Here is a 21,183-nt window from a genome sequence, read left to right on the forward strand (position 1 = left end):
GCCCCCGGCCGCTGAGTCGGTTCCTTTTGACGCCAGCACACCGTTTATAAGACCCCACGGCGAAGCGCCGTCGATGGATTCCGTGTCGGTCCACCGCATCGAGTTCGATATCCCGTGGCCGCCCGATACCGCCTACGCGTATCTGGTCGCTGCCGACGAACCAGTACTGATCGACGCCGGAGCCCCGGGTGAGGCCGGTACCCAGACCCTCCGGGACGGACTCGCCGAGGCGGGGTACGAACTCGCCGATATCGAACACCTGTTCATAACGCACCCGCACACCGACCACGGCGGGCAGGCCGCGACAGTAGTGGAGGCGGCCGAACCCACCGTGTACGCCCTCGACGGTGTCCGGGAGCGACTCGAACGCGATACCGACGACCTCGCGGCCGCTGTCCGGACGAACGCGACCGAGGTCGGCGTCCCCGAACCCGAGGACGAGGTCGACCGGGCGGTCGATTCGCTCCGGCGCAATCGTGACTGCCTGCCACCCGAACATATCGACGTCGAACTTTCGCCGGGCGAGACGGTGAAGGCGGGCCGCCTCGCCTTCGAGGCGATTCACGTTCCGGGCCACCAGGAGAATCAGGCGGCGTTCCGACACGAAGGCGTGCTTTTCGCGGGCGATACCGCGGTCGAACCGTTCCGCCCCGCCGCACTACACGTCGGCCTCGACGACGGCTGTTACGAGGCGATAGACGCCTTCCATCGAGGGTTGGACGCCCTCGAAGCCGTCGCGCCCGATATCGAACGGGTCTATCCCGGCCACGGCCCCGTCTTCGATGACCTCCAGGCCGTCGTCGACCGGGACCGCGCGTCGCTGGAACGCCTCGCCGAGGACTGCCGGACGGCCCTGAGCGATCTCGGCGAGGCGACGGCCTACGAGGTGACCGAAACGCGGGTCGAGAACCTCGAGAAACGCCCCTATACGATATTCGAGTCTGTCGGCGCGCTCGCACGACTGGAACGGCAGGGTGGCATCGAATCGACGACCGACGACGGCGTGCGACGATACCACCTCGACAGATGAAGGACGCGATCCGAGCGAACTTCGATGTCAGCGTGTCGGCTTACGACGCCTACGAACGGCGAACGGGGCGGTTCTCTGCCCTCGCGCGACTCCTGTACGCCGAGATGGCCGCACTGGGCGATGGGACGCTCGATACCCTCCTCGATGCGGGTGCCGGGTCGGGCGTGAGTACGCGCGTCTTCGCCGATGAGACCGCTCGAACGGTCGCACTCGACATCAGTCGCGAGATGCTCCGCGGGGTCGATGCGGCCCCTCGCGTTCAAGGCGATTTCGACCACCTTCCCTTCGCGGACGACACCTTCGATGGCGTCGCGTTCACCGCCTCGCTCTTTCTGGCGCCGGACCCGACGGTGGCGGTCGCGGAGGCGGAACGCGTGCTCCGATCGGGCGGTGTCGTCGGCGCCGTCGCCCCGCTCGGCTGGCTCACCGACGACGGGACGGACGTCTTCGAGGCGCTCGACCGAGAGTCCCGCTCGCCGACCCGGACGGACGACGTCGAGGCCGCACTCGCCGACGAGTTCGAGGTCTCGACCGGAACGTGGCGGTTCGCCACGACGGCCGACGACCTGCGGCTGTTCCACGAGATTCCAGCGATGGCCGCACGGCTCTATCCCAAACGCTCGCCGGACGAGCGGGTCGAGAAGGCCGCGGAACTCCTCGATGCCGTCGACGGGACGTTCGAACAGCGGTGGCGGTGGATCGTCGGCGTCTCCGAGTAGGGACCGAAGTCGAGTCCCACACGCGTCGGTCCGTCAGAACCCGACGGGCACGACCGGGGGGAAGGCGGCGACGACGAGTTGGCCGACGCCAGCGAGGACGAGGACGACGCCCGCGAGGCGTTCGAGTCGAACCCCCTGCCCGACGAGACGGCCCGTCGTCAGGTCGAAGCCGACGCCGACCGCCAGCGTCACCAGCAGGAGCGGGACGGCGACTCCCGCGGCGTAGGCCCCGACAACGGCGGCCGCAACGGTCGGCGGGAGGGTGACAGCCTGCAGGACGATGCCCAGAAAGACCGGCAGGACACAACCCGCCGACGCACCGGCGTATCCGGCCCCGAAGAGGGCGAAGCCGGCCGTATCGGCGCGCCGTTCGGGCAGTGAGATGCTGCGTGAGGGCGACCAGCCGACCAGAGCGGCCACGCCGAGGCCGAGCAACCCGACCCCAACGAGCGGTTCCAGGACCGTTAGTCGTGAGGTGAGCGGCTGTCCGGCGGCGACGGCGAGTCCCGCGAGGACGCCCAGCGTCACGAGCGCGCCGGCGGCGGCGGCCACCCCTCGGAGGAGGATGCCCACTGTCTGTCGGCCCGTCCGTTCGCTCGCGTTCAGGTAGTAGCCGACGTAGCCGGGCACCAGTGGAAGCGCACACGGCGAAAGGAAGGTCGCGATGCCGGCGCCGGCCGCGAAGACGACGCTGCCGGTACTCACGACCGGTCACCCTCGGTGGCTTCTCGTATCGCGTCGACGATGTCGGCCGCCTCGACGGGACCGGTGTGGGACCACGCCACCGTCCCGTCGGGTCGAACGACGACGGCTTTCGGAACGCTCGTCGCGTCGTATCGCTGGGAGAGGGCGGTGCCGTCGTCGACGGCCACCGGCCACGCGCCGCCGTGGTCGTCCCACCACGAGGCGACCTCCCCCTTGGTTACGGTGTAGCCTACCGGTTCGCTCGTCACCGAGAGGAACTGCACCTCGTCGCCGGCGCGTCGGTAGGCCTCCGCGAGCGTCGACATCTGGGCGGCGCAGACCGAACACGTCGTCGCGAAGAACTCGACGAACGACACCTCGTCGGCGGGCACAGTCGCCGTACCCGCCTGGCTTCCGGGCGCGTCCAGCGTTTCGACGGTCACCGCCTCCCGCTCGGCGTCCCCGTCGCTCGTCATCGCATCGAGGGAGTTACAGCCGGCCATGGCCGTCGCTACCGCGGCGGGCAGCGTCCTCAACAGGTCACGCCGTCGCACGTCGTCTCACCCCCTACCATGGCTGGAAGTGCGGCAACGGGATGGCTGGCAGCCCGATTCCCAGCGCCGCGAGGCCGTGCTGCAGCGGGATGTACCCGAGGACGAGGAAGGCCACGCCCAGCACGCGGTGCAGCCACTGACGCCCCCCGATGTCCACCGAGGCGAACGCCGTCCCCGTCAGAAAGACGGCGGGGACGGTTCCCACCCCGAGTGCGGCGAGTGCGGCCGCCCCGCCGAGTGCCGACCCCTGTACGAACGCGTACAGGTACGCCGGATAGAGGAGCGGACAGGGCAGAAAGCCGTGGACGGCACCCAGGCCCACGATTCGGGTGTCGTCGACCCACGCCTCGACGCGGGGCAACAGCCGCGAGTGGACGGCCGCTCCAAGCCTGTCGATGCCGGGCAGCGACAGTGCGTGTCCGGCACCCCCGGTCGCGTAACTCGCCCCCACCCGAGCGACGACGAGTCCGACGACGATCCCGGAGATGGCGTGGACGTCCGTCGCCAGCATCGTCACGTCTCGCATGCTGACGAAGACCAGTTGGCCGGCGAGGCCGAACAGCCCACCCAGAAGCGTGTAACTCGCGGTTCGTCCGAGGTTGAACAGCGTGTGCTGGCGGACGTCCCGAAGCGAGAGCATCTGCCTGCGTGAATCCGACTGCATCCGGTCGGCGTAGGTTACGACGAGCGGACCACACATCCCGATACAGTGGGCGCCGCCGAAGAGGCCGACCAGCACCAACACCCCGAGACCGACCGTCTCCGTGCCGAGCAGTGGGTTCGCCGGCGTACATGTCATCTCAGGTTGCTTCGACGACGGTTTCGACGTCGTCGAGGACGCGTTCGTGGTCGGGTTGGTCGGTCCTGTATGCCCGTTCGACGATGCCGCTTGGGTTACAGAGGTACGTCAACGAGAGGTGCCGGAAGTCGTACCCCTTGACCCGACTGGATTCGTCGGCACCGACGCGTTCGAAGGTGATCCCGAGTTTCTCGCCGACGACCTCTTTTGCCCGTTCGGACGATTCCGGACGCAGGAAGCGCCAGTTCCCTGCATCGAGGTTCACCATCCGTTCACCGTACTCCTGGAGGGCCTCGGCGTCGTCTCGCTGCGGATCGAACGTGATGGCGAGAAACGTCACCTCGTCGTCGATGCCCTTCTGGATCGTTCCCTCCTGAACCCCGGCCAACTGGCCGATAAGCCGGACACATTCGACCGGACAGAAGGCGAAGAACCCGGTCACCAGCATGGTCCCTTCTATCTCGGTGCTGTCGACCATCTCGCCGGCCAGCGGGTCCGGGAGGGTGAACTCCGGGAGTTCCTGACCGTGGGCCGGATACGGGAGTTCCTCGCTGTCGTACTGTCGGTCCTCGGGCGGGTCGAGGACCGTCGGGTTCCCCTCGTTCCCGAGGGCCGACTGGAGGCATCCTGCCGTCGTGCCGATACTGCCGAGCGCGACCGTCCGGAGGTACGACCGTCTGTCCATCACGTGAATGGTGTGAACCGACGGAAGTAAGGCGGTCTGGTGGGATTCCCGTAAGCCTTCTAGGGCCGCACCAGACGGGCTTTCACCATGGAGCCGGTCGTTTCGGGTATGGACTCAGGAAACGGACCGACGGTCGACCGGCGGAGGATGCTCGCACTGCTGGGGACCGGTTCGGCGCTCGCCCTCGCGGGCTGTTCCGGGGACTCGGGGAACGGCAACGGGAACGGCAACGGTGAGGACACGCCGACGCCCGAGGATACGGTTCCGGAGGAATACGCAACCGCGACGTCGCTGGGCGGGACGGAACGGAACCCCGATAGCCTCTCGTCGAAAAGCGGCGTCGAGTATCAGGAGCAACCGAACGACGGCCAGCAGTGTTCGGGCTGTAGTTACTACATCGAGGACAAGAACGGCGACGGCACCGGTGCGTGTGCGATCGTCGAGGGGAACATCGAGCCGGATGCCTGGTGTGTGAGCTACGTCCCATACGAGGAGGACGGCGCTGCAGAGGCGGTCGAGGTGCCGGACGACGCCAGTTGTGCCGTCTGTGGTATGAACGCCGCCGACTTTCCCGACTGGAACGCACAGACGGTCCACGAGGACGACACCCGCGAGTACTTCTGTTCGACGGGCTGTGCGGTCACCTATCATACTGTGCCCGAGGAGTTCGCCGAGACGGACGCCGATATCGCCGGCTTCTGGGTGACCGGATTCGAGAGTCGAGAGCTCATCGACGGGACCGAGGCCGTCTACGCGCTGGAGACCGACTCCGACCGACTCGAGGACCCGATGGGAACGAACCCGGTCCCGTTCGCGGACCGTGCCGACGCCGTCGCGTTCGTCGACGAGGTGGATTACCTGAGCGAGGAAGACATCGTGGAGCTGTCGGACTTCGACCGGGAACTCGTAGAGCAGTACCGTGGCCGACACCTCGAGTAGGCCGTCGTCCGGGCCGCGAGAAGGGCCCCGCGCGGGAGATTCCACAAGCATATGCGAGGAGATATTTAAATAACAGGGGATGCGATAGGTATCATGGCACGGACCTCCAGCGGATACGTAAAAACGGAATCGCTCACGCCCGGCCACTGGTTCGCCGTACTGCTCGTCTTCATTACCGGTGTCATCCACGTGTACGCCGGCATCATCGAGGGGCGAATCCCGGTCTCGCTCGCTGGAGTCGGGTTCCTCGTCGCTATCGTCCTGTTCCTGATCGATTACCGTCGGCGTCTCCTCTACCCGGTAGGTATCGTGTACACGGCGGTGCAGTTCCCGCTGTGGTACGTGGCGAAAGCCGGCGAATACACCACGCTCGGATATGTTGACAAAGCCGTTCAGACCGTACTCATCGTCGTTCTCGCGTTTCTCTACTGGACCGAACGATGAGTCGCTGAACGGGTGGCGGGCGGCCGAGATATCGGCCCGCGAGCGCCACGCCGGTACCGAACGCTTGCTCTGAGTCGGCCTACTCGTTCTGATACTCCTTTTCGAACCCGCGGAACTCGGTCCGGTGGGCTTCCTCGTCTGCGAGAATCGTCACCGCGAGGTCCTCGGTGACGGGGTCGTCGGCCTCCTCGGCGGCGTCGATGAGCGCCCGATAGGTGTCGATGGCGTCCTCCTCGGCTTCGAGAACACCTTTGATGACCGACAGCACGTCGGTCGAATCCTCGGGCGGTTGCAGGGAGTCCTGCCGGGCGACGAACTCCGCCGAACTGGGCGGGCGGGCGTCCATCTGTTTGAGGCGGTTTCCGAGTTCCTGGGCGTGGGTCAGTTCCTCCTGGATGTCCTGCTGGAGGCTCTCCTTGATCTCTTCGGCACGAACGCCGTCCAGTACGATGGCGTTCGTCTGGTAGTTCATCACGGTCTCCATCTCGTCGCCGTAGGCCTTCCGGAGGAGTTCGATTACGCGGTCTGAGGTCATACGTGACGATGTTTGTCACACGGGGCGATATATCCGTCGCCGTTTCCCAGTATTCTGAAACGTCGTGCCGGTGTGGCATCCGAGAAAAGCGCTAGCGGTAAATAGGCGACGACGGTAGTAATACCAATGACAGACGAGCAGGTCACCGTCTCCTGTCCGGCGTGTGACCGAACGGAGACGTTCGAGAAACTCGGGGCGGCCCGGGAGTTCATCGAAACACACCGGGCGGAGACGGGCCACGAAGCGACGTGGGAACTCCCGTCGCTCTCGGCGGGCGTCGAACGTGCCGGCGACGAGGCCGGCGTCTGTGGCCGCCCCGAGTGTACGACGACCGACTCGCCGCTCTATCAGGGCGACGAATAGCGTGACAGAGCTGTTCGACGGCGATGGCATTCGGGGGTTCGCTTGCCGGGCCGAGCGACCGGAGACGGACGCCCATCGACTGGCCCGGTGAACACTCGTGGGGACGATTGCGGCTACCGCTTCAGTACGCGCGTCAGCATCTCGATTTCGTCCTCGTCGAAGGCGGTGTAGTAGAGACGGAACTCGTAGAGTCGGCCGTCGAGAGGCTGATCGGCCCCCGAGTCATCCTGACCGAGTCGCATCTCCCCCATGTCGACGTTCGACTCGTAGGCGGACTCGTCGGCCTTCGAGCCGTCGAGATAGAGCCGGTAGGTCTCGCCGTCGTAGGTGGCGATGGCGACGTAGGTCTCGCCGGCCTGCAGTTCGTCGGCGGCGGTCGCTATGGTGTGGCCGCCGGTCCAGTTGACCGAGAACTGCAACCCCCCATCGCCAGTCGTCTCGATGTGCCACTCCTCGCCGCCGCTGTTGTGTTCGACGAGTTGCTGGGTTTCGCCGGTCGAATCGACACGGAACGTCGTCGCGACGGTGAAGGCGTCGACGTCCGCATCGCCCGTCTTGAGGTCGTCGACCTGCACGTAATCGTCCGAACCGTCGAACTCCAGCGCCGTGCCGTTGCTGTCTTCGACCCACTGCGGGTCGCCTTCGAGGTCGCCGTGGTTGCCGTGCAGGGACCCGTCTTCGAGAGTGTTTCCGCTCCCGTCGAAGGTGTAGTAGGCGACGAAATCGCCGGCCTCCCCGGCCTCGAATTCCTCCCGGATGAGGATACTCGTCTCGTCGTCTTCAGCGACGAGGAGAACCTCGTCGCCGGGAGCCGTCGGCAGAAATATCGACGACCCGGTAGAGGACGGGTCGATAGTCGTCAGCGTCCGGTCGTTGAGGCGGACTTCGACCGTCTGGCCGACGACCTCCGGCGTCAGTTCGGCGCCAGCGTCGGTCGCATCGAGGTCGACGGCGCTTTCGACCTGCTGATCCGGCGGGGTCTCTCCGAGATTCAGAACCAGCGCGCCGATAGTAGCCGCCAGCAGGACGGTGATCGCGACCATGAGCACGGTCCCGATGACGGGCGAGACCGCGCGGTCGCGTCGGTCGAGGTCCATTACCGTTCGTTTCGGCCACAAGATATAAAAGGTGGATAAGGATTCACCTGTCGAAACTCGCGACCCATGCCACCAAACAACGGCGAACACGACACCACACACCGGCTAAAAGCATATACGACTCCTCTCTAAAACCTCGCGTATGGTCCCCGAGACCGAATCCTCCCGCGGCTGCGAGAAGTGCGGCCACACCGAAACCGAAGTCGGCACGATATCGACGACCGGCGGCGGCCTCAGCAAGATGTTCGACATCCAGACGAACAGCTTCAAGGTCGTCTCCTGTACGAACTGCGGCTACTCGGAACTCTACCGGGACGACACCCCCGGGTCGAGTGATATCGTCGACGTCTTCCTGGGCTGATGGCCGACGGCGCCCTCCTGGTCGTCTTCCTGCTTCTGGCGATAGCCTCGCCGCTGGTGCTGTACTGGCTGGTACGGGCGGAACACGACCAGCGTGAGGAGATGAGTCGGGACGAAGCCGAACGCGTCGCCCGCCGGGATACCGACGACGAACGCTGAACCGTCGGGCGGACCGCTCCGGGCTTACGGCTTCAGAACGACCTTTCCGCTGGATTTGCGGTCCTCGATGAACTGGTGGGCCTCGGCGGCGTCTTCGAGGTCGAAGGTGTGGCCGACCTGGACTTCGAGCGTCCCGTCACCGAGCAGTTGGGTCAGTTCCGGCACCGCGCCCATCACCTTCATCGGCTTCTCGTTGAGCGCACGACCGAGGTGGTAGCCGATGACCTTCTTGTTGCCGAAGAGCAGGTCGGCGGTGTTCGGGCGGCCGGGTTCGCCGGCGGCAGCGCCGAACGAGACCATCCGGCCGAACGACGTGAGGGCGTCTAAGCTCCGGTCGGTCGTCTCGCCGCCGATGCCGTCGAGAACGAGATCGACGCCCTCGCCGTCGGTGATCTCGTCGACCCGGTCGACGAAGTCCTCCTCGGTGTACTGGACGGGGTGGTCCAGGCCCAACTCCTCCGCCATCGAGAGTTTCTCCTCGGTCGATGCGGTGCCGATGACCTCGGCGCCGGCCTCGTCGGCCAACTGGACGGCCGCGCTGCCGACGCCGCCAGCCGCGGCGTGAATGAGGACCGTCTCGCCTTCTTCGAGGCCGCCCCACTCGTGGAGGCAGTTGTGGGCGGTCAGCCACTGGACCGGGAAGCCGGCGGCCTCCTCGAAGGAGAGTTCGCCGGGGACTTCGAGCAGGCCACGAGCGTCGGCGATGGCGTACTCGGCATAGCCGCCGCCGTTGACCAGCGAAACGACTTCCTCGCCGACCTCACGGTTGACGCCCTCGCCGACGTCGTCGATGATGCCCGCGACTTCCATGCCGGGGACGTACGGCGGTTCGGGGCCACCCTGATAGTGGCCACGCCGCTGCATGATGTCCGCGAAGTTGATGCCTGCGGCCTTGACCTCGATGCGAACCTGTCCCTCGCCGGGTTCGGGTTCGTCCGTCTCCGTTACCTCCATCACGTCGGTATCGCCGAATTCGGTTATCTGGGCTGCTTTCATTGTCGTCCACACATGTGGGCGGATACCTTATCAATGTTAACTATAATTGAATCATGACGATATCATGTTAAGAGCGTGATGGGCAGTGTGGGCTGATAAACGACCGACCACCTGCGCGAATACCTTTAAGCGGATCCGGTCGTCTCCCTACTGTATGTCCTACGACTGCTCGTTCCTCGATTCACTCGACCTCGACGGCGACGTGTCCTACGGGGATTCGGCCCGCGCGAACCACGCGGCCGACTGGGTCGCACAGGAGGCCGGCCTCGGCGTCACGCCCGACGCCGTCGTCTGGCCGAAATCGACCGCCGACGTATCGGCGATCATGGAAGCGGCCCACGAACACGAGGTGCCCGTCACGCCCTATGCGGCGGGCACATCGATGGAGGGCAACGCCGTTCCCCTCTTCAAGGGCATCAGCATGGACATGACGAAACTGAACGACGTCCTGGAGGTCCGCCCGGACGACTTCCAGATCGACGTCCAACCCGGCATCATGGGCAACGTCATCGACGAGACGGTCGGCGAACACGGTATGTTCTTCCCGCCGATGCCCTCCTCCGCCAACATCTCCACCATCGGCGGCATGATCGTCAACGACGCCGCCGGCCAGAAGACCGTCAAGTACGGCGAGGTGGCCGACTGGGTGCTCGAACTCGAAGTCGTCCTCGCGGACGGCACCGTCATCGAAACCGGAAGCAAGGCCGTCAAGACCTCCTCCGGCTACAACCTCAAGGACCTCATCATCGGCAGCGAGGGCACGCTCGGAATCGTCACGCGCGCGACGCTGGAGTTGGAGGGTCGCCCCGAGCAGATCAAGGGCGGCCGCGCCGTCTTCGAATCGATGGACGACGCCGCCGAGGCCGTCTTCGACGCCGTCCGGTCGGGCGTCGACGTGGCGAAACTCGAACTCATCGACCCGCTCGCGGGCGAGATGGCCAACGACTACTTCGATACCGGCCTCCCCGACGCGTCGATGATCTTCGTCGAGTTCCACGCCAACCACAATATCGAGGAGGAGATAGACTTCTTCGAAGCCATCCTCGAATCCCACGACGTCCAGCAGTTCGAGATCGCCGAGGAGGAACGGATGGACGAACTCTGGGCGGCGCGCGACGAACTCGCCTTCGCCGTCCAGCAGTACGACCCCGACCTCGAACCCCGCCATCCCGGCGACGTGACCGTCCCGATAAGCAAGTACCCCGACATCATCCGGTATGCGAAGGACCGCGCCGAGGAACACGACATCCTCCTGCCGTGCTTCGGCCACGCCGGCGACGGCAACGTCCACTACGCGGCGCTCGTCGACCCCGACGACGAGGCGATGGTCGCCGCCGCCGACGAACTCTACGACGACATCGTCCAGCAGGCCATCGAATGGGGTGGCACCGCGACGGGCGAACACGGCATCGGCATGGGCAAGCGCAAGTTCCTCGAACTGGAACACGGCGCGGACGGCGTCCAGACGATGCGCGCCATCAAGGCCGCACTCGACCCCAAGGACATCCTCAATCCGGGGAAGATGTTCCCCGAAACCGAGGAAGAAGGCGTTCGGATGGAGATGCCGACCGACGACTGAGACGGACGGTTGTATTCGGCTTAAAGACGGGCGGTGGACCGGTTCGTCCGGTCGATGACTCCGATAGCCGTTTTACCTTTCCGAGTTTTTAATCCGATATCCGGACTGGTATCGGCTACGATGACCCTCCCTCGACGGCGGCTCCTGCGAGCCGCGAGTACGACCCCGTTCGTTGCGCTCGCCGGCTGTTCGTTCCTCCCCGAGAGAACCTCCCAGACGACTGAGTCACCTGACTACGAACAGCTCCGGAACACCGCGGTCTACGTCGGCGACGACGTCGGCTTGCGACTCCCGGAGTCCGTTCCGAGAGTGTCGGCACCGACCAACGCCGATCTCCTCGTGGTACACGGCAATCCCGAAGTCTCGGTAGAGACGGCCGTCTCGTGGCTCGCTGATGACCGCGCGGTTGCCTTGCTCGGCGACCGGGCACAGGATACGTGGCTCGACTGGGCCCGAAGCGAGGAATTCGAAGACACGTTCGACACACAGGGAGTGGGCGAAGCCGAGCCGGCCCCGCAGTTATTGGTCGGGGCGACGGTCGGGGTCCGGGTCACGACGTATCGGAAGACGTGGGAGAACCAACCGAATAACGACGAAATCGTCGCCGCACTGGACGAGACGATGAGCGACCTCGAAACCCAACGATCAGAGGAAGAAGAATCGTAAACCGCCCGTCCAGAGACGAGCGCTCCCGTTCTCGCGAGCCCTCTGTACGGTGGATGAATGGTGTGTCACGCCTCCCGTCATAAACCGCCTCGTATGGGACGGCGAACCGCTTTGCTGATACCGGAGTGAGGTGGTGTAGGCATGAGCGCCCACCTCGACGACGAACACGAGATGATTCGGAACTCCGTTCGGGAGTTCCTCGAAGACGAAATCGAACCTGACCTGCCGGAAGCCGACCGGAAACCGATGAGCAAGGCCGAGGCCATCGAGTACCAGCAACTGCTGGGCGACCTCGGCATCGGCCCCGGTGACACCGAAAGCGACGGGTTCGCCGACCCGCTCACGTATACCGTCACCTCCGAGGAGATCTCCCGCGTCTGGCCGTCACTCAACGTCACGCTCAACATGTCGTTCCCGACCATCTTCGCGCCGTACGCGGGCGAGGAGACGGCCGCGGCCCTCGAAGAGAAACTCGACGACGGGTCCTGTATCGGCTGTATGGCCGTCACCGAACCCGACGGCGGGAGTGACACCGCCAATCCCGGCACCACCGCGGTCAAGGAGGGTGACGAATACGTCATCAACGGCGAGAAGACGTGGGTCTCGAACGCGCCCATCGCCGATATGGCGCTGGTCGTCGCACAGGACGAGGCGGCCGGCCAACGGGACTTCTTCATCGTCGATACGGTCACCAACGACATCGAGACGAGCGAGCTCGACAAACTCGGCTGGAAGGGCTCACCGACCGGCCAGATATTCTTCGACGACGTGCGCGTCCCCGAGGACAACAAACTGATGAACGCCGTTATGAACATGCTCGCCTCTGGCGACTCTGACCTCGCGGAAAACGAGATGTTCCAGACCGGCGACCCGCTCAACGCCATGTTCGCCTACATGCGAACCGGCATGGCCGCGATGTCGGTCGGCATCATGCAGGCCGCCTACGAGGCCGCCCTCGATTACGCCACGGACCGCGAGGTCTTCGGCGGCCCCATCGGCGGCCACCAACTCGTCCAGGAGAAGCTCTACAACATCCGTGCCGGCCTCGAAACCGGCCGCCTGCTGACCTACGAGGCCGCACGGAAGGTGGCGGAGGCCGACCCCGAAGCCCGGATGTACTCCTCGCTGGCGAAGGGATGGGTCTGTGAGAAGTCCGTCGAGGTGGCCGACGAGGCCCTGCAGGTCCACGGCGGCAACGGCCTCTCGAAGGAGTACCCGCTCGAACGCTACTACCGCGACGCCCGCACGATGACGATCCCCGACGGGACGACCGACATCCAGCAACTCGTCGTCGGCAAGGAACTGACCGGCATTCGCGCCTACGAATAGACGGGTAACACGCCGAGTGGCGACCGGCGAGTAGTTTTTCCCCGTTGGTACGATACTCGGTGGTATGAACGAGCAGGAAATCGCTGCTGCGGCCGAGGCAATCCGTGAGGCCGACACCGTCGCCGCACTGACCGGTGCCGGTGTCTCGACGGCTTCGGGCATCCCCGATTTCCGCTCGGAGGACGGCATCTGGACCGAGTACGACCCCAACGACTTCCATATCCGTCGGTTCCGGGCCGACCCCGAGGGGTTCTGGGACGACCGCATCGAACTGGTCGAAGACCTCTTCGGTGGGAATTTCGAGCCGAACGCCGCTCACGAGGCGCTTGCCGAACTGGAGGCAGCGGGCCACCTCGACGGTCTCGTCACCCAGAACGTCGACGGGCTCCACCAGCAGGCTGGCACCGAGGAACCCATCGAGATCCACGGCAACGGCCAGCGCGTCGCCTGTACCGGCTGTAACCGACGATTCGAGGCCGACCCCGTCTTCGAGCGCGTCCGCGAGGGCGAGGTGCCGCCGACCTGCGAGCAGTGTGGCGAGGTGCTGAAACCCGACGTCGTGCTCTTCGGCGAACAGCTCCCGCAACACGAACTTCTCAGCGCTCGATCGCTCTCGAAGGACACCGACGCCTATCTCGCGGTCGGGTCGTCACTGACCGTCGAACCGGCCGCCTCACTGCCGCGAATCGCCGCAAAGAACGGTGCGACGCTTATCATCGTCAACCTCGATTCGACCGGCCTCTCGGACCTCGCGGAGTTCGACTTCCGCGCGGACGTGACCGAGGTGCTGCCGGCCATCGCCGACGCCGTCGTAAACGGGACGTAGCTTTTTGCTCCCCCGATTCGTGGGGTGATATGCCATGGACTACAAGGTCATCGACCTCGAAGACGTGCCGGTAACCGACCTCTCGGAAATCGAGGAGGTGCCACCGGACCTCGATATCCGTCCGGTCGGCGACCAGCTCGGCCTCTCGGAGATGCGCGCGACCGTCTGGTACTTCGAGCCCGGCGAGGAGATCCAGTATCACGCCCACAGCGAGCAAGAGGAGATGTATTTCGTCCTCGAAGGCGAGTTCTCGCTGAAACTCGGCCGCTCTGGGGAGGAAGAGTACATCGAAGCCGACGAGGGGACGTTCTGGGTCGCCAAACCGGAGGTCGGCCACGGCCACCGCTACGTCGGCGACGACCGAGGTGTCGTTCTCTCCTTCGGCGCCCCGCCGGTCGAGGACCCCGGCCTCGACCCCCACTCCCTAGAAGAGTAGCTACTCGAAGCCGCCCGTCCGTTTCCGTTCTCGAACCACCGAGAGTGCCCGGTACCCTCGGTACTCGGTGAGAGCCGTCATACCGAGCAGTGCCGCGAGCGCTACCGCGCCGAACACCACGGAATCCGTCGAATCGAGTCGGTCCATCGTGAAGTGCAACCAGAAGATATCGGCCCACCGACTGCTGTGGAGGGCGAGAAGGCTTGGGTCTGCATGGAGTTTCGCGGCGTCGGGAAGCATCGCCCAGCCACCGCCGGCGAGCACCCAGACCCGCGGGTATCTGACGTTCGGGACAAGGAAGGTGACGAGCAGCGTCGTGAAGGTGGCACCGACAGCGAAGTGAGTGACCCCCTGGGACATTCAGAAGTCCGTGTCGACCTCGGCCGGCGAGTCGGCGTCACCGTAGGTGGTCTCGAGGAACTCGTAGATGCGGGCGGACTGGCTCATCGTGACGCCGTATTCGTCGTCGACGATGACGGGTACCTGCCGCTGGCCTGATACCTCCTTTACTTCGTTGCGCTTGGAGTGTGCCCCCTCCACCCAGACGCTGTCGTATTCGACGCCCAGTTCGTCGAGTTTGTCGACGACGAACTCACAGAAGGGGCAGGCCTCGAGCCGGTAGAGCGTGACTGACATACACGTACTCCCGCGCCCCGAGAGCAAAAAGCCGACGACGCCGGAAGTCGGAGAGGTCCCCGGATCCGTCTGTGGGTTGCTGGCGACCGCGTTTTTAAGACGGAGCGGCCGGTTGGGCGTGGTATGCCACCAACTCCCGGCGAGGACGCGCCCGATTTCGAAGCACTGCTCTGTGACGGCGAGACGTTTCGGCCGACGGCGCTCGAGGACGCGCTCGGCGACCGCGGCGCCGTCCTCGTCTTCGACGGGTTCGTCTTCTCGGCTATCGCCCGGAACTGGTGGCGCCGATACGACGACGCCGACTGGGACGAGTTCGACGACGTTCCCGTCTACGGCATCGTCAGCGACGGCCCCTACTCCATCAACGAGTTCCTCCGGCAACTGGACAGCCCCTTCTCGATGTTCTCGGATACCGGTGGCGACATCGCCGACGCCTACGACCTGCTGGTCGAACGCGAGGGGATGGCGGGAACGAAAACGTCACGTCGCGGAATCTTCGTCCTCGACGATGCAGGCGTCGTCCAGCACGCGTGGGACACCGACGACTGGATCTACCCGGTGCCGCGGGAAGAGGTCGAGGACGCGGTTGCAGACCTCTAAGTTCCGTTCTCGTACTGCTCGAACCAGTCACCGAGGTTCTTTCTGACGGCGCCGACCGTGCTTCCGACGTTGAGCAACTGGTAGCCGGCGTCGACCTTCTCGTGGACGTCGTCCATACCGCTGGTGAGCCCACCGACGACGACGTCGTTGGCGAGGGCGGCCGTCCGGACCGATTCGACGGCCTCCTGTACGTCGGGGTGGTCGGCTTCGCCCGGATGGCCGTAGGACACCGAGAGGTCGTTGGGGCCGATGAAGACGAAGCCGAGTTCGGGTACGGAGACGATGTCGTCGATGTTGTCGACGCCCGCTGCGGTCTCGATGGTGACGCCGAGCATCACCTCCTCGTCTTCGGTTTCGGTGTAGGCCTCGCCGGCGCCGCCCCACCGGCTGGCGCGCGGGGAGGCGAGGCCACGTTTGCCGGGAGCGCCATCGTACTCGAAACGGGCGGCCTCGATGGCCTTCCGGGCCTCTTCGGCCGTCTCGACGCGGGGGATGAAGACGTTCCGAACGCCCGCATCGAGAGCCTTCCGAACGAGGGCGGGTTCGTGGGTCGGCAGGCGAACGAGCAGTTCGGTGCCGACGGCATCGGCGGCCCGAAGCAGGTCCTCGAGGCGCTGACCGTCCCAGGGGCTCGGCCCGGCGTGTTCGAGGTCCATCCAGACGAAGTCGAACCCCATTTCGCCGACGAGTTCGACCATCATCGGGCTATACACGCCCTCGATAACCCCGAAGGCTACATCGCCGTCTTCGACGGTCTGTCGGAGGTCGTTGGTTCGTAGATCGGACATGGATACTCGTTCGGTCGCCAGCAACAAGAAGGGCGATGCCGACGCCGACGGTCACTCGTTGACAAACCGTTCGTAGAGCGGTCGGGTCAGGCGTTCGACCTGAGCGATTCGTTCCTCGGTTTGATACCGGGAAGCCGGCGGTGCCTCGCGATGCTGATACACTTCGATTCGCTGGCGGTCGCCCTCCAACCCACGGGACGTTGCCGGCGCGTACGTGACGATGTCGACGATCGGGTAACGGTCCCAGTCGGTCGTTTCGAGTTCGGCACGGACCGGCCGCGGCCACGGCGGCGACGCGGGGCGAACGCGCATGGCAGACTACGGCAGACCGAGTTCCTTGGCGATGGTGTTCAGTTGAATCTCGTCGGTACCCTCGACGATGCGGAGGATGCGCGCGGTTTCGAGTTCGTCCATGAACGGGTTGTCCTCCGAGAGGCCGTTGGCGCCGTGGACCTGCACGACGTCGTCGGCGACGTCGAAGAGGACGTTCGAGGCGAGGTACTTGACGATGGAGGACTCTTGGATGGCCTGTTCGCCGTTGTCCATCAGCCACGCGAGTCGGAGGCCGGCGGCGTTCGCGGCGAAGGCGTTGGCCCGTGCCTCCGCGAGTTTGTGGGAGACGCCCTGGAACTTGCCGATGGGTCGGCCGAAGGCCTCACGTTCGTTGGCGTATTCGACGCCGCGCTCGATTAGGAACTCGGCGTGGCCGAGCGCTCGCGCACCGATTTCGAGGCGGCCCAGCGAGAGGAACTCCATCGCGTCGTAGAAGGCGCCGTCCTCGGTACCGAGGATGCGGTCCTCGGGGATGCGCACGTCATCGAGGATGATCTCGCCCTGCATACCTGTCATCCCGACGGCGTTGTTCATCGAGGCGACTTCGAACTCGTCGTCCTCGACGATGAAGCAGGAGATGCCGCCGTACCGGCCCATCTCCTCGATCGGCGACGTGCGGGCGAACACCTGCACGAAGTCCGCATAGGGGGCGTTCGTGATCCACTGTTTGCTCCCGTTCAGTACCCACTCGTCACCGTCTTTCTCGGCGGTCGTGTCCATGTTCGGGGAGTCGGAGCCGACGCCGGGTTCCGTCTGGGCGAAGGCGGTGGATTTCTCGCCGCGGACGCAGGGCAGCAGGTACTCCTCGACCTGGTCGCCCTCCGCCTGCGCGAGGAGCGGTTTGGGCCCTTCGGGGCCGGCGAGGGCGTACTCGGCGATTCCCGGGCCCGTCGAGGCGACCTTCTTGATCGCGCGATACCACGTGACGTTGGAGACGTCGTCCCCGCCGGCTTCCTCGGGGAGGTTCATCGCGTAGAAGCCCGCCTCGGCGCTCTTCTTGCGGACCTCCTGGATTGCCTCCTGTACCTCGGGGACGAGCCGGCCGTCGTCCTCGTGGCGCTTCCGGGGGTTCGACCACGTCTCGCCCAGTTCGTCCTCGATGGGCTGGATCTCGCTTTCGAGGAACTCCTCGAGACTAGAGAGGATGAGGCTGGTCTCCTCGTCGGTATCGAAATTGATGCCGGCGGATTCGGTTGCCATAAGGTCACATACGACGGTGGCCTCTTGAAGCCTACGCGCCGAAGTGACGGCTGATTTAAACGGCCAATCCTCGCAGGGTTTCCCGCCGACGGCAGGCTTATGTGCCGCGGCGGCTACCCACGGCCCATGCGACTCGATGGCGTGCGCGTGCTCGACCTCACGCGCCTGTTGCCCGGCCCGTACGCGACTCAACTACTCGCGGATGCGGGCGCCGACGTAGTGAAGATCGAGGATACCGGCGCGGGCGATTACGCCCGGCACATGCCGCCGACCACCGAGGAGGGCATCGGCGCCGTCTTCGATGCGGTCAACCGCGGCAAAAGAAGCGTCGCCCTCGACCTCAAAAGCGAGGGGGGCCGAGAGGCCTTCTACGAACTCGTCGCCGAGGCCGACGTGGTCATCGAAGGGTTCCGCCCCGGCGTTACCGAACGTCTCGGCGTCGACTACGAGACGCTGACCGACTATCGAGAGGACCTCGTCTACTGCTCGCTGACCGGCTACGGGCAGGAAGGTCCGCACTCCGACAAAGCCGCCCACGACCTCAACTACATCGGCCTCGCCGGCCTACTGGATATGACCCGCGAGGACACCGACGAGGCCCCGCGCGTCCCAGGCTATCAGATCGCCGATATGGCCGGCGGCCTGCTCGCGGCGTTCTCGATCTGTTCGGCGCTGCTATCACGCGAACTCGGGAACACCGGCGGCGAGTATCTGGACGTGGCCCTGACCGATGCCGTGGTCTCCTTCTCGCAGGCGCTCGCGCCGGAGGCGCTGGCCGGCGACGACCCCCGGCCCGGCGAGACCGCGTTGACCGGCAAGTACCCGTGGTACGACGTCTACGAGGCAGCCGACGGAGGGTACGTCACGATCGGCGCGCTAGAACCACAGTTCTGGAGCGCCTTCTGCGAAGCCGTCGACCGACCCGAACTCATCGGCAAGCACATGACCGACGACCCGGCGGAGCGACAGGCCCTCCGGGAGGAACTCGAATCGATCTTCGCCGAGCGGACTCGTGACGAGTGGGCCGAAGCGATGGCCGATGTCGATGCGGCCGTCGATGCGGTGTACACGCCCGCAGAGACGTTCGAACACCCGCAGATCGAGGCCCGTGGTTACGTCGAACGGCCCGAGGATGGGCAACCGCGAGTCGGCTTCCCGCTTCGCGGTTCGGAGATCGACCACGGCGGCGCCGGGGCACCGCCCGGACACGGGAGCGACACGGAGGCGTTACTTCGGGAGGCAGGATTGAACGACGAGGAACTCGAACGCCTCCGTGAGGACGGCGTGATCAACTGACGCCGACGGCGAGAAGGTCGGCCAGCGCGTGTCGCTTCAGAAGCGCGAAACCGACGAAGACGACGACGAAGCCGACGACCGACAGCAGGCCGATGGTTTCTCCGAGCAGGAAGACGCCGGCGACGGTGGCGACGATGGGCACGAGATAGGCCACGAGGCTGGTCTCGAAGGCTCCCTGCTCTTCGAGGATGGTGTAGTAGATGACGAAGGCCAGCGCCGTCGAGAAGACGCCGAGATAGACGATGGCGCCGAGTGCGGTCGGTGCGAGCGTCGCGGCCGCGAGGCGCTCGCTGGTGCCGAAGCTAACGGTGTGGAGGACGAGGCCACCGACCAGCATCGACCAGCCGGTGAGCGCGACGCGGTCCATCGACGGACCGGCACGCTGGACGATGACGCCCCCAAGCGCGACGCTGATGGCCTGAGCGACGATGATGAGTCGGCCGAGGGTATCGCCGGCCAGCAGGTTGTTCGGGTCGGGTTGGACGATGAGGCCGATACCGAGGAAGCCGAGGCCGACGCCGACAGCGCCGACCGGCGAGAGTCGCTCGCCGAGCAGAGCGAGTGCCCATAGCGCGGTCGCGATGGGGACGAGCGCTTGCAGGATAGCGGCGATACCGCTGGGAACGGTCTGCTGGCCGATGAACAGCAGGCCGTTGCCAGCGATCAGGAAGACTCCACCGCCGAGGATGGCCAGCCGGTTGTTCCGGCCGGTCGGCCACCAGCCGTCGCGAGCGATGACGGCGTAGGCCAAGAGGAGGACGGCGGCGACATCGTATCGGAACGCCGCGAACAGAAGCGGCGGGAGGTACTCGAGTCCGACGGTGATCGCCGGGAAGGAGAGGCCCCACAGCCCCGCGAGCGTGACGAACAGCGTGGTAGCGTAGAGCCGTGACACACCCATCGGTAGCCAACCCTCGGCCTAATCCCTGCCGTTTCGTTGGCGAACAGGCGACCCGCTCGGAGACGACGGACCGTGGGTCACAGCGGTGCCGGCGACACCTGCTCCCGCCTCGGCGGCCCGTCGGCGACTCGTCAGCGCACGCGCCGTCTGGCCGCGTTCTGTTATATAAACCCTTGCCGGAGAACGGAAGTGGTCGCGGTACGTCGCCGTCCAGGCGCCGTCGGCAATCCTTAACCGCCAACAGCCGTAGTGGCGTTCGAACGAATATGACGGGTTTCGCACCGCTTCGAGACGGGTCGACGGAGTTGGTACCGTGGTAGCGATCCCGCATGTGGGCGTCGACGTCGGCGGGACCTTCACCGACGTGGTGTTGGTAACCGGCTCGGACCTCGTGACCACGAAGGTCCCCACGACGGCAGACCAAAGCGAGGGCGTCCTCGACGGGATTCGGAAGGCCTGCGACCGAGCGGGCATCGACCCGGCCGACGTAGCGACGTTCACTCACGGTATGACCGTCTCCGTCAATGCGCTACTGGAGCGCGATGGCGCGGAAACCGCGCTCGTGACGACCGAAGGGTTCCGTGACGTACTGGAAATCGGTCGCCAAACGCGGCCCTCCCTGTACGACCTCGATGCCGAACGAACGCCGCCGCTCGTGCCGCGGCGCCGACGGTACGAACTCGACGAGCGGACGACGACCGAAGGCGTCGAGACGCCGGTCGATTCGACAGACGTCGACGCGCTCGTCGAGAAACTAACCGATGCCGAGAGCGTCGCCGTTTCACTACTTCACGCCTACAGCGCTCCCGAAAACGAAGTCGTCGTCGCTGAGCGCCTCCGGGAACGACTCGACGTGCCGGTGTCCGTCTCCCACGAGGTCCTGCCGGCCTTCCGCGAGTACGAACGCACCTCGACGACCGTTGCGGATGCCTACGTCCGACCGGCCATCGACTCGTATCTCGGCCGGTTGACCGAACGCACCGCCAAGGCCGGTGTTCCGGCCCCGCGCGTCATGCAGTCCAATGGCGGCATCGCCGACCCGGAGACGGTCCGCAAACACGCGGTGACGACGGTCATGTCCGGCCCTGCGGCGGGTGTCGTCGGCGCACAGGCCAGCGCCGAGCGCGCCGTCGACGCCGAGGCCTTCGAGGGGTTCGTCACCTTCGACATGGGTGGGACCTCCAGCGACGTGAGCCTCGTCCGCGACGGCGATATCGCCCGGACGACCG

28 protein-coding genes are annotated in these 21,183 nt (G+C 65.5%); 15 read left to right on the forward strand and 13 right to left on the reverse strand.

What is annotated here, in order from left to right; genetic code table 11:
• Positions 1 to 73: 73 nt before the first annotated feature.
• Both V5A53_RS00505 and V5A53_RS00510 read left to right on the forward strand, forming a co-directional pair.
• On the forward strand, positions 74 to 1,030 hold the full coding sequence (locus V5A53_RS00505) for an MBL fold metallo-hydrolase (RefSeq protein ID WP_332311595.1): 957 nt from the start codon (positions 74 to 76) through the stop codon (positions 1,028 to 1,030).
• Positions 1,027 to 1,749 carry a class I SAM-dependent methyltransferase gene (locus V5A53_RS00510; RefSeq protein WP_332311596.1) on the forward strand — a complete coding sequence of 241 codons (723 nt, stop codon included), beginning with the start codon at positions 1,027 to 1,029 and terminating at the stop codon, positions 1,747 to 1,749. The genes V5A53_RS00505 and V5A53_RS00510 overlap by 4 nt, the downstream gene beginning before the upstream one ends.
• 33 nt (positions 1,750 to 1,782) lie before the next feature.
• Here the strand turns inward: V5A53_RS00510 and V5A53_RS00515 are convergent, their stop codons facing one another.
• The 4 genes from V5A53_RS00515 to V5A53_RS00530 are packed head-to-tail and all read right to left on the reverse strand — an operon-like array spanning position 1,783 to position 4,471.
• Positions 1,783 to 2,454: a cytochrome c biogenesis protein CcdA gene (locus V5A53_RS00515; protein WP_332311597.1), complete on the reverse strand. Its 672-nt coding sequence runs from the start codon at positions 2,452 to 2,454 to the stop codon at positions 1,783 to 1,785.
• Positions 2,451 to 2,969 carry a TlpA family protein disulfide reductase gene (locus V5A53_RS00520; protein WP_332311598.1) on the reverse strand — a complete coding sequence of 173 codons (519 nt, stop codon included), beginning with the start codon at positions 2,967 to 2,969 and terminating at the stop codon, positions 2,451 to 2,453. The genes V5A53_RS00515 and V5A53_RS00520 overlap by 4 nt, the downstream gene beginning before the upstream one ends.
• Positions 2,970 to 3,000: 31 nt before the next feature.
• Positions 3,001 to 3,786, reverse strand: a complete 786-nt coding sequence (locus V5A53_RS00525; protein WP_332311599.1) for a sulfite exporter TauE/SafE family protein — start codon at positions 3,784 to 3,786, stop codon at positions 3,001 to 3,003.
• A gap of 1 nt (position 3,787) precedes the next feature.
• Entirely contained in the window at positions 3,788 to 4,471 is a 684-nt protein-coding gene (locus tag V5A53_RS00530; RefSeq protein WP_332311600.1) for an SCO family protein, read from the reverse strand.
• Between the two features lie 108 nt (positions 4,472 to 4,579).
• Between V5A53_RS00530 and V5A53_RS00535 the strand changes: the two genes are divergently transcribed.
• Entirely contained in the window at positions 4,580 to 5,410 is an 831-nt protein-coding gene (locus tag V5A53_RS00535; protein ID WP_332311601.1) for a nitrous oxide reductase accessory protein NosL, read from the forward strand.
• Between the two features lie 93 nt (positions 5,411 to 5,503).
• Entirely contained in the window at positions 5,504 to 5,854 is a 351-nt protein-coding gene (locus V5A53_RS00540) for a DUF7475 family protein (protein ID WP_332311602.1), read from the forward strand.
• A gap of 79 nt (positions 5,855 to 5,933) precedes the next feature.
• On the opposite strand, the gene V5A53_RS00545 is transcribed toward V5A53_RS00540, so the two are convergent.
• Positions 5,934 to 6,389 carry a ferritin-like domain-containing protein gene (locus V5A53_RS00545; protein WP_332311603.1) on the reverse strand — a complete coding sequence of 152 codons (456 nt, stop codon included), beginning with the start codon at positions 6,387 to 6,389 and terminating at the stop codon, positions 5,934 to 5,936.
• Between the two features lie 126 nt (positions 6,390 to 6,515).
• Between V5A53_RS00545 and V5A53_RS00550 the strand changes: the two genes are divergently transcribed.
• On the forward strand, positions 6,516 to 6,752 hold the full coding sequence (locus tag V5A53_RS00550; RefSeq protein WP_332311604.1) for a DUF7542 family protein: 237 nt from the start codon (positions 6,516 to 6,518) through the stop codon (positions 6,750 to 6,752).
• A gap of 113 nt (positions 6,753 to 6,865) precedes the next feature.
• Here V5A53_RS00550 and V5A53_RS00555 read toward each other — a convergent pair whose 3' ends face one another.
• On the reverse strand, positions 6,866 to 7,849 hold the full coding sequence (locus V5A53_RS00555) for a LamG-like jellyroll fold domain-containing protein (protein ID WP_332311605.1): 984 nt from the start codon (positions 7,847 to 7,849) through the stop codon (positions 6,866 to 6,868).
• 142 nt (positions 7,850 to 7,991) lie between these two features.
• Here V5A53_RS00555 and V5A53_RS00560 point away from each other — a divergent pair, with 142 nt between their 5' ends.
• Together V5A53_RS00560 and V5A53_RS00565 are read left to right on the forward strand one after the other, a co-directional pair.
• Positions 7,992 to 8,210, forward strand: a complete 219-nt coding sequence (locus V5A53_RS00560; protein WP_332311606.1) for a zinc ribbon domain-containing protein — start codon at positions 7,992 to 7,994, stop codon at positions 8,208 to 8,210.
• On the forward strand, positions 8,210 to 8,368 hold the full coding sequence (locus V5A53_RS00565; RefSeq protein WP_332311607.1) for a hypothetical protein: 159 nt from the start codon (positions 8,210 to 8,212) through the stop codon (positions 8,366 to 8,368). The genes V5A53_RS00560 and V5A53_RS00565 overlap by 1 nt, the downstream gene beginning before the upstream one ends.
• Positions 8,369 to 8,392: 24 nt before the next feature.
• On the opposite strand, the gene V5A53_RS00570 is transcribed toward V5A53_RS00565, so the two are convergent.
• Positions 8,393 to 9,364, reverse strand: coding sequence for a quinone oxidoreductase family protein (locus V5A53_RS00570; RefSeq protein WP_332311608.1), 972 nt, complete (start codon positions 9,362 to 9,364; stop codon positions 8,393 to 8,395).
• Between the two features lie 154 nt (positions 9,365 to 9,518).
• Here V5A53_RS00570 and V5A53_RS00575 point away from each other — a divergent pair, with 154 nt between their 5' ends.
• The 5 genes from V5A53_RS00575 (at position 9,519) to V5A53_RS00595 (ending at position 14,200) form a co-directional block, all read left to right on the forward strand.
• On the forward strand, positions 9,519 to 10,943 hold the full coding sequence (locus tag V5A53_RS00575; RefSeq protein ID WP_332311609.1) for an FAD-binding oxidoreductase: 1,425 nt from the start codon (positions 9,519 to 9,521) through the stop codon (positions 10,941 to 10,943).
• 120 nt (positions 10,944 to 11,063) lie between these two features.
• Complete coding sequence (locus tag V5A53_RS00580; protein WP_332311610.1) at positions 11,064 to 11,609, forward strand: hypothetical protein; 546 nt, start codon at positions 11,064 to 11,066, stop codon at positions 11,607 to 11,609.
• 141 nt (positions 11,610 to 11,750) lie between these two features.
• On the forward strand, positions 11,751 to 12,938 hold the full coding sequence (locus V5A53_RS00585; protein WP_332311611.1) for an acyl-CoA dehydrogenase family protein: 1,188 nt from the start codon (positions 11,751 to 11,753) through the stop codon (positions 12,936 to 12,938).
• Positions 12,939 to 13,002: 64 nt separating this feature from the next.
• Positions 13,003 to 13,764 (forward strand): SIR2 family NAD-dependent protein deacylase, encoded by a 762-nt coding sequence (locus tag V5A53_RS00590; RefSeq protein WP_332311612.1) that lies wholly within the window; start codon positions 13,003 to 13,005, stop codon positions 13,762 to 13,764.
• A 34-nt stretch (positions 13,765 to 13,798) separates the two neighbouring features.
• Positions 13,799 to 14,200: a cupin domain-containing protein gene (locus tag V5A53_RS00595; RefSeq protein WP_332311613.1), complete on the forward strand. Its 402-nt coding sequence runs from the start codon at positions 13,799 to 13,801 to the stop codon at positions 14,198 to 14,200.
• On the opposite strand, the gene V5A53_RS00600 is transcribed toward V5A53_RS00595, so the two are convergent.
• Together V5A53_RS00600 and V5A53_RS00605 are read right to left on the reverse strand one after the other, a co-directional pair.
• A complete protein-coding gene (locus V5A53_RS00600; RefSeq protein ID WP_332311614.1) occupies positions 14,201 to 14,560 on the reverse strand; it encodes a hypothetical protein in 360 nt (119 codons plus the stop codon). It lies immediately after the preceding gene.
• Complete coding sequence (locus tag V5A53_RS00605; protein WP_332311615.1) at positions 14,561 to 14,836, reverse strand: glutaredoxin family protein; 276 nt, start codon at positions 14,834 to 14,836, stop codon at positions 14,561 to 14,563.
• 123 nt (positions 14,837 to 14,959) lie between these two features.
• Between V5A53_RS00605 and V5A53_RS00610 the strand changes: the two genes are divergently transcribed.
• Positions 14,960 to 15,436 (forward strand): redoxin domain-containing protein, encoded by a 477-nt coding sequence (locus V5A53_RS00610; protein WP_332311616.1) that lies wholly within the window; start codon positions 14,960 to 14,962, stop codon positions 15,434 to 15,436.
• Here V5A53_RS00610 and V5A53_RS00615 read toward each other — a convergent pair.
• Genes V5A53_RS00615 through V5A53_RS00625 form a run of 3 tightly spaced genes read right to left on the reverse strand, consistent with a single transcriptional unit; the run spans position 15,433 to position 17,757 of the window.
• A complete protein-coding gene (locus tag V5A53_RS00615; RefSeq protein ID WP_332311617.1) occupies positions 15,433 to 16,224 on the reverse strand; it encodes an HpcH/HpaI aldolase family protein in 792 nt (263 codons plus the stop codon). The genes V5A53_RS00610 and V5A53_RS00615 overlap by 4 nt on opposite strands.
• A gap of 51 nt (positions 16,225 to 16,275) precedes the next feature.
• Positions 16,276 to 16,536, reverse strand: coding sequence for a hypothetical protein (locus V5A53_RS00620; RefSeq protein ID WP_332311618.1), 261 nt, complete (start codon positions 16,534 to 16,536; stop codon positions 16,276 to 16,278).
• Between the two features lie 6 nt (positions 16,537 to 16,542).
• A complete protein-coding gene (locus V5A53_RS00625) occupies positions 16,543 to 17,757 on the reverse strand; it encodes an acyl-CoA dehydrogenase family protein (protein WP_332311619.1) in 1,215 nt (404 codons plus the stop codon).
• Between the two features lie 126 nt (positions 17,758 to 17,883).
• On the opposite strand from V5A53_RS00625, the gene V5A53_RS00630 reads away from it, so the two are divergent.
• Positions 17,884 to 19,053, forward strand: a complete 1,170-nt coding sequence (locus V5A53_RS00630; RefSeq protein WP_332311620.1) for a CaiB/BaiF CoA transferase family protein — start codon at positions 17,884 to 17,886, stop codon at positions 19,051 to 19,053.
• Here the strand turns inward: V5A53_RS00630 and V5A53_RS00635 are convergent.
• Positions 19,046 to 19,954, reverse strand: coding sequence for a DMT family transporter (locus tag V5A53_RS00635; RefSeq protein ID WP_442928620.1), 909 nt, complete (start codon positions 19,952 to 19,954; stop codon positions 19,046 to 19,048). The two genes, V5A53_RS00630 and V5A53_RS00635, sit on opposite strands and share 8 nt — an antisense overlap.
• 313 nt (positions 19,955 to 20,267) lie before the next feature.
• Here V5A53_RS00635 and V5A53_RS00640 point away from each other — a divergent pair.
• Positions 20,268 to 21,183, forward strand: a 916-nt coding sequence (locus tag V5A53_RS00640; protein WP_332311622.1) for a hydantoinase/oxoprolinase family protein, incomplete at its 3' end; no start/stop codon positions are given.

It is taken from the genome of Natronomonas sp., from assembly GCF_036625485.1.
In the GTDB taxonomy this organism is placed as follows: domain Archaea; phylum Halobacteriota; class Halobacteria; order Halobacteriales; family Haloarculaceae; genus Natronomonas.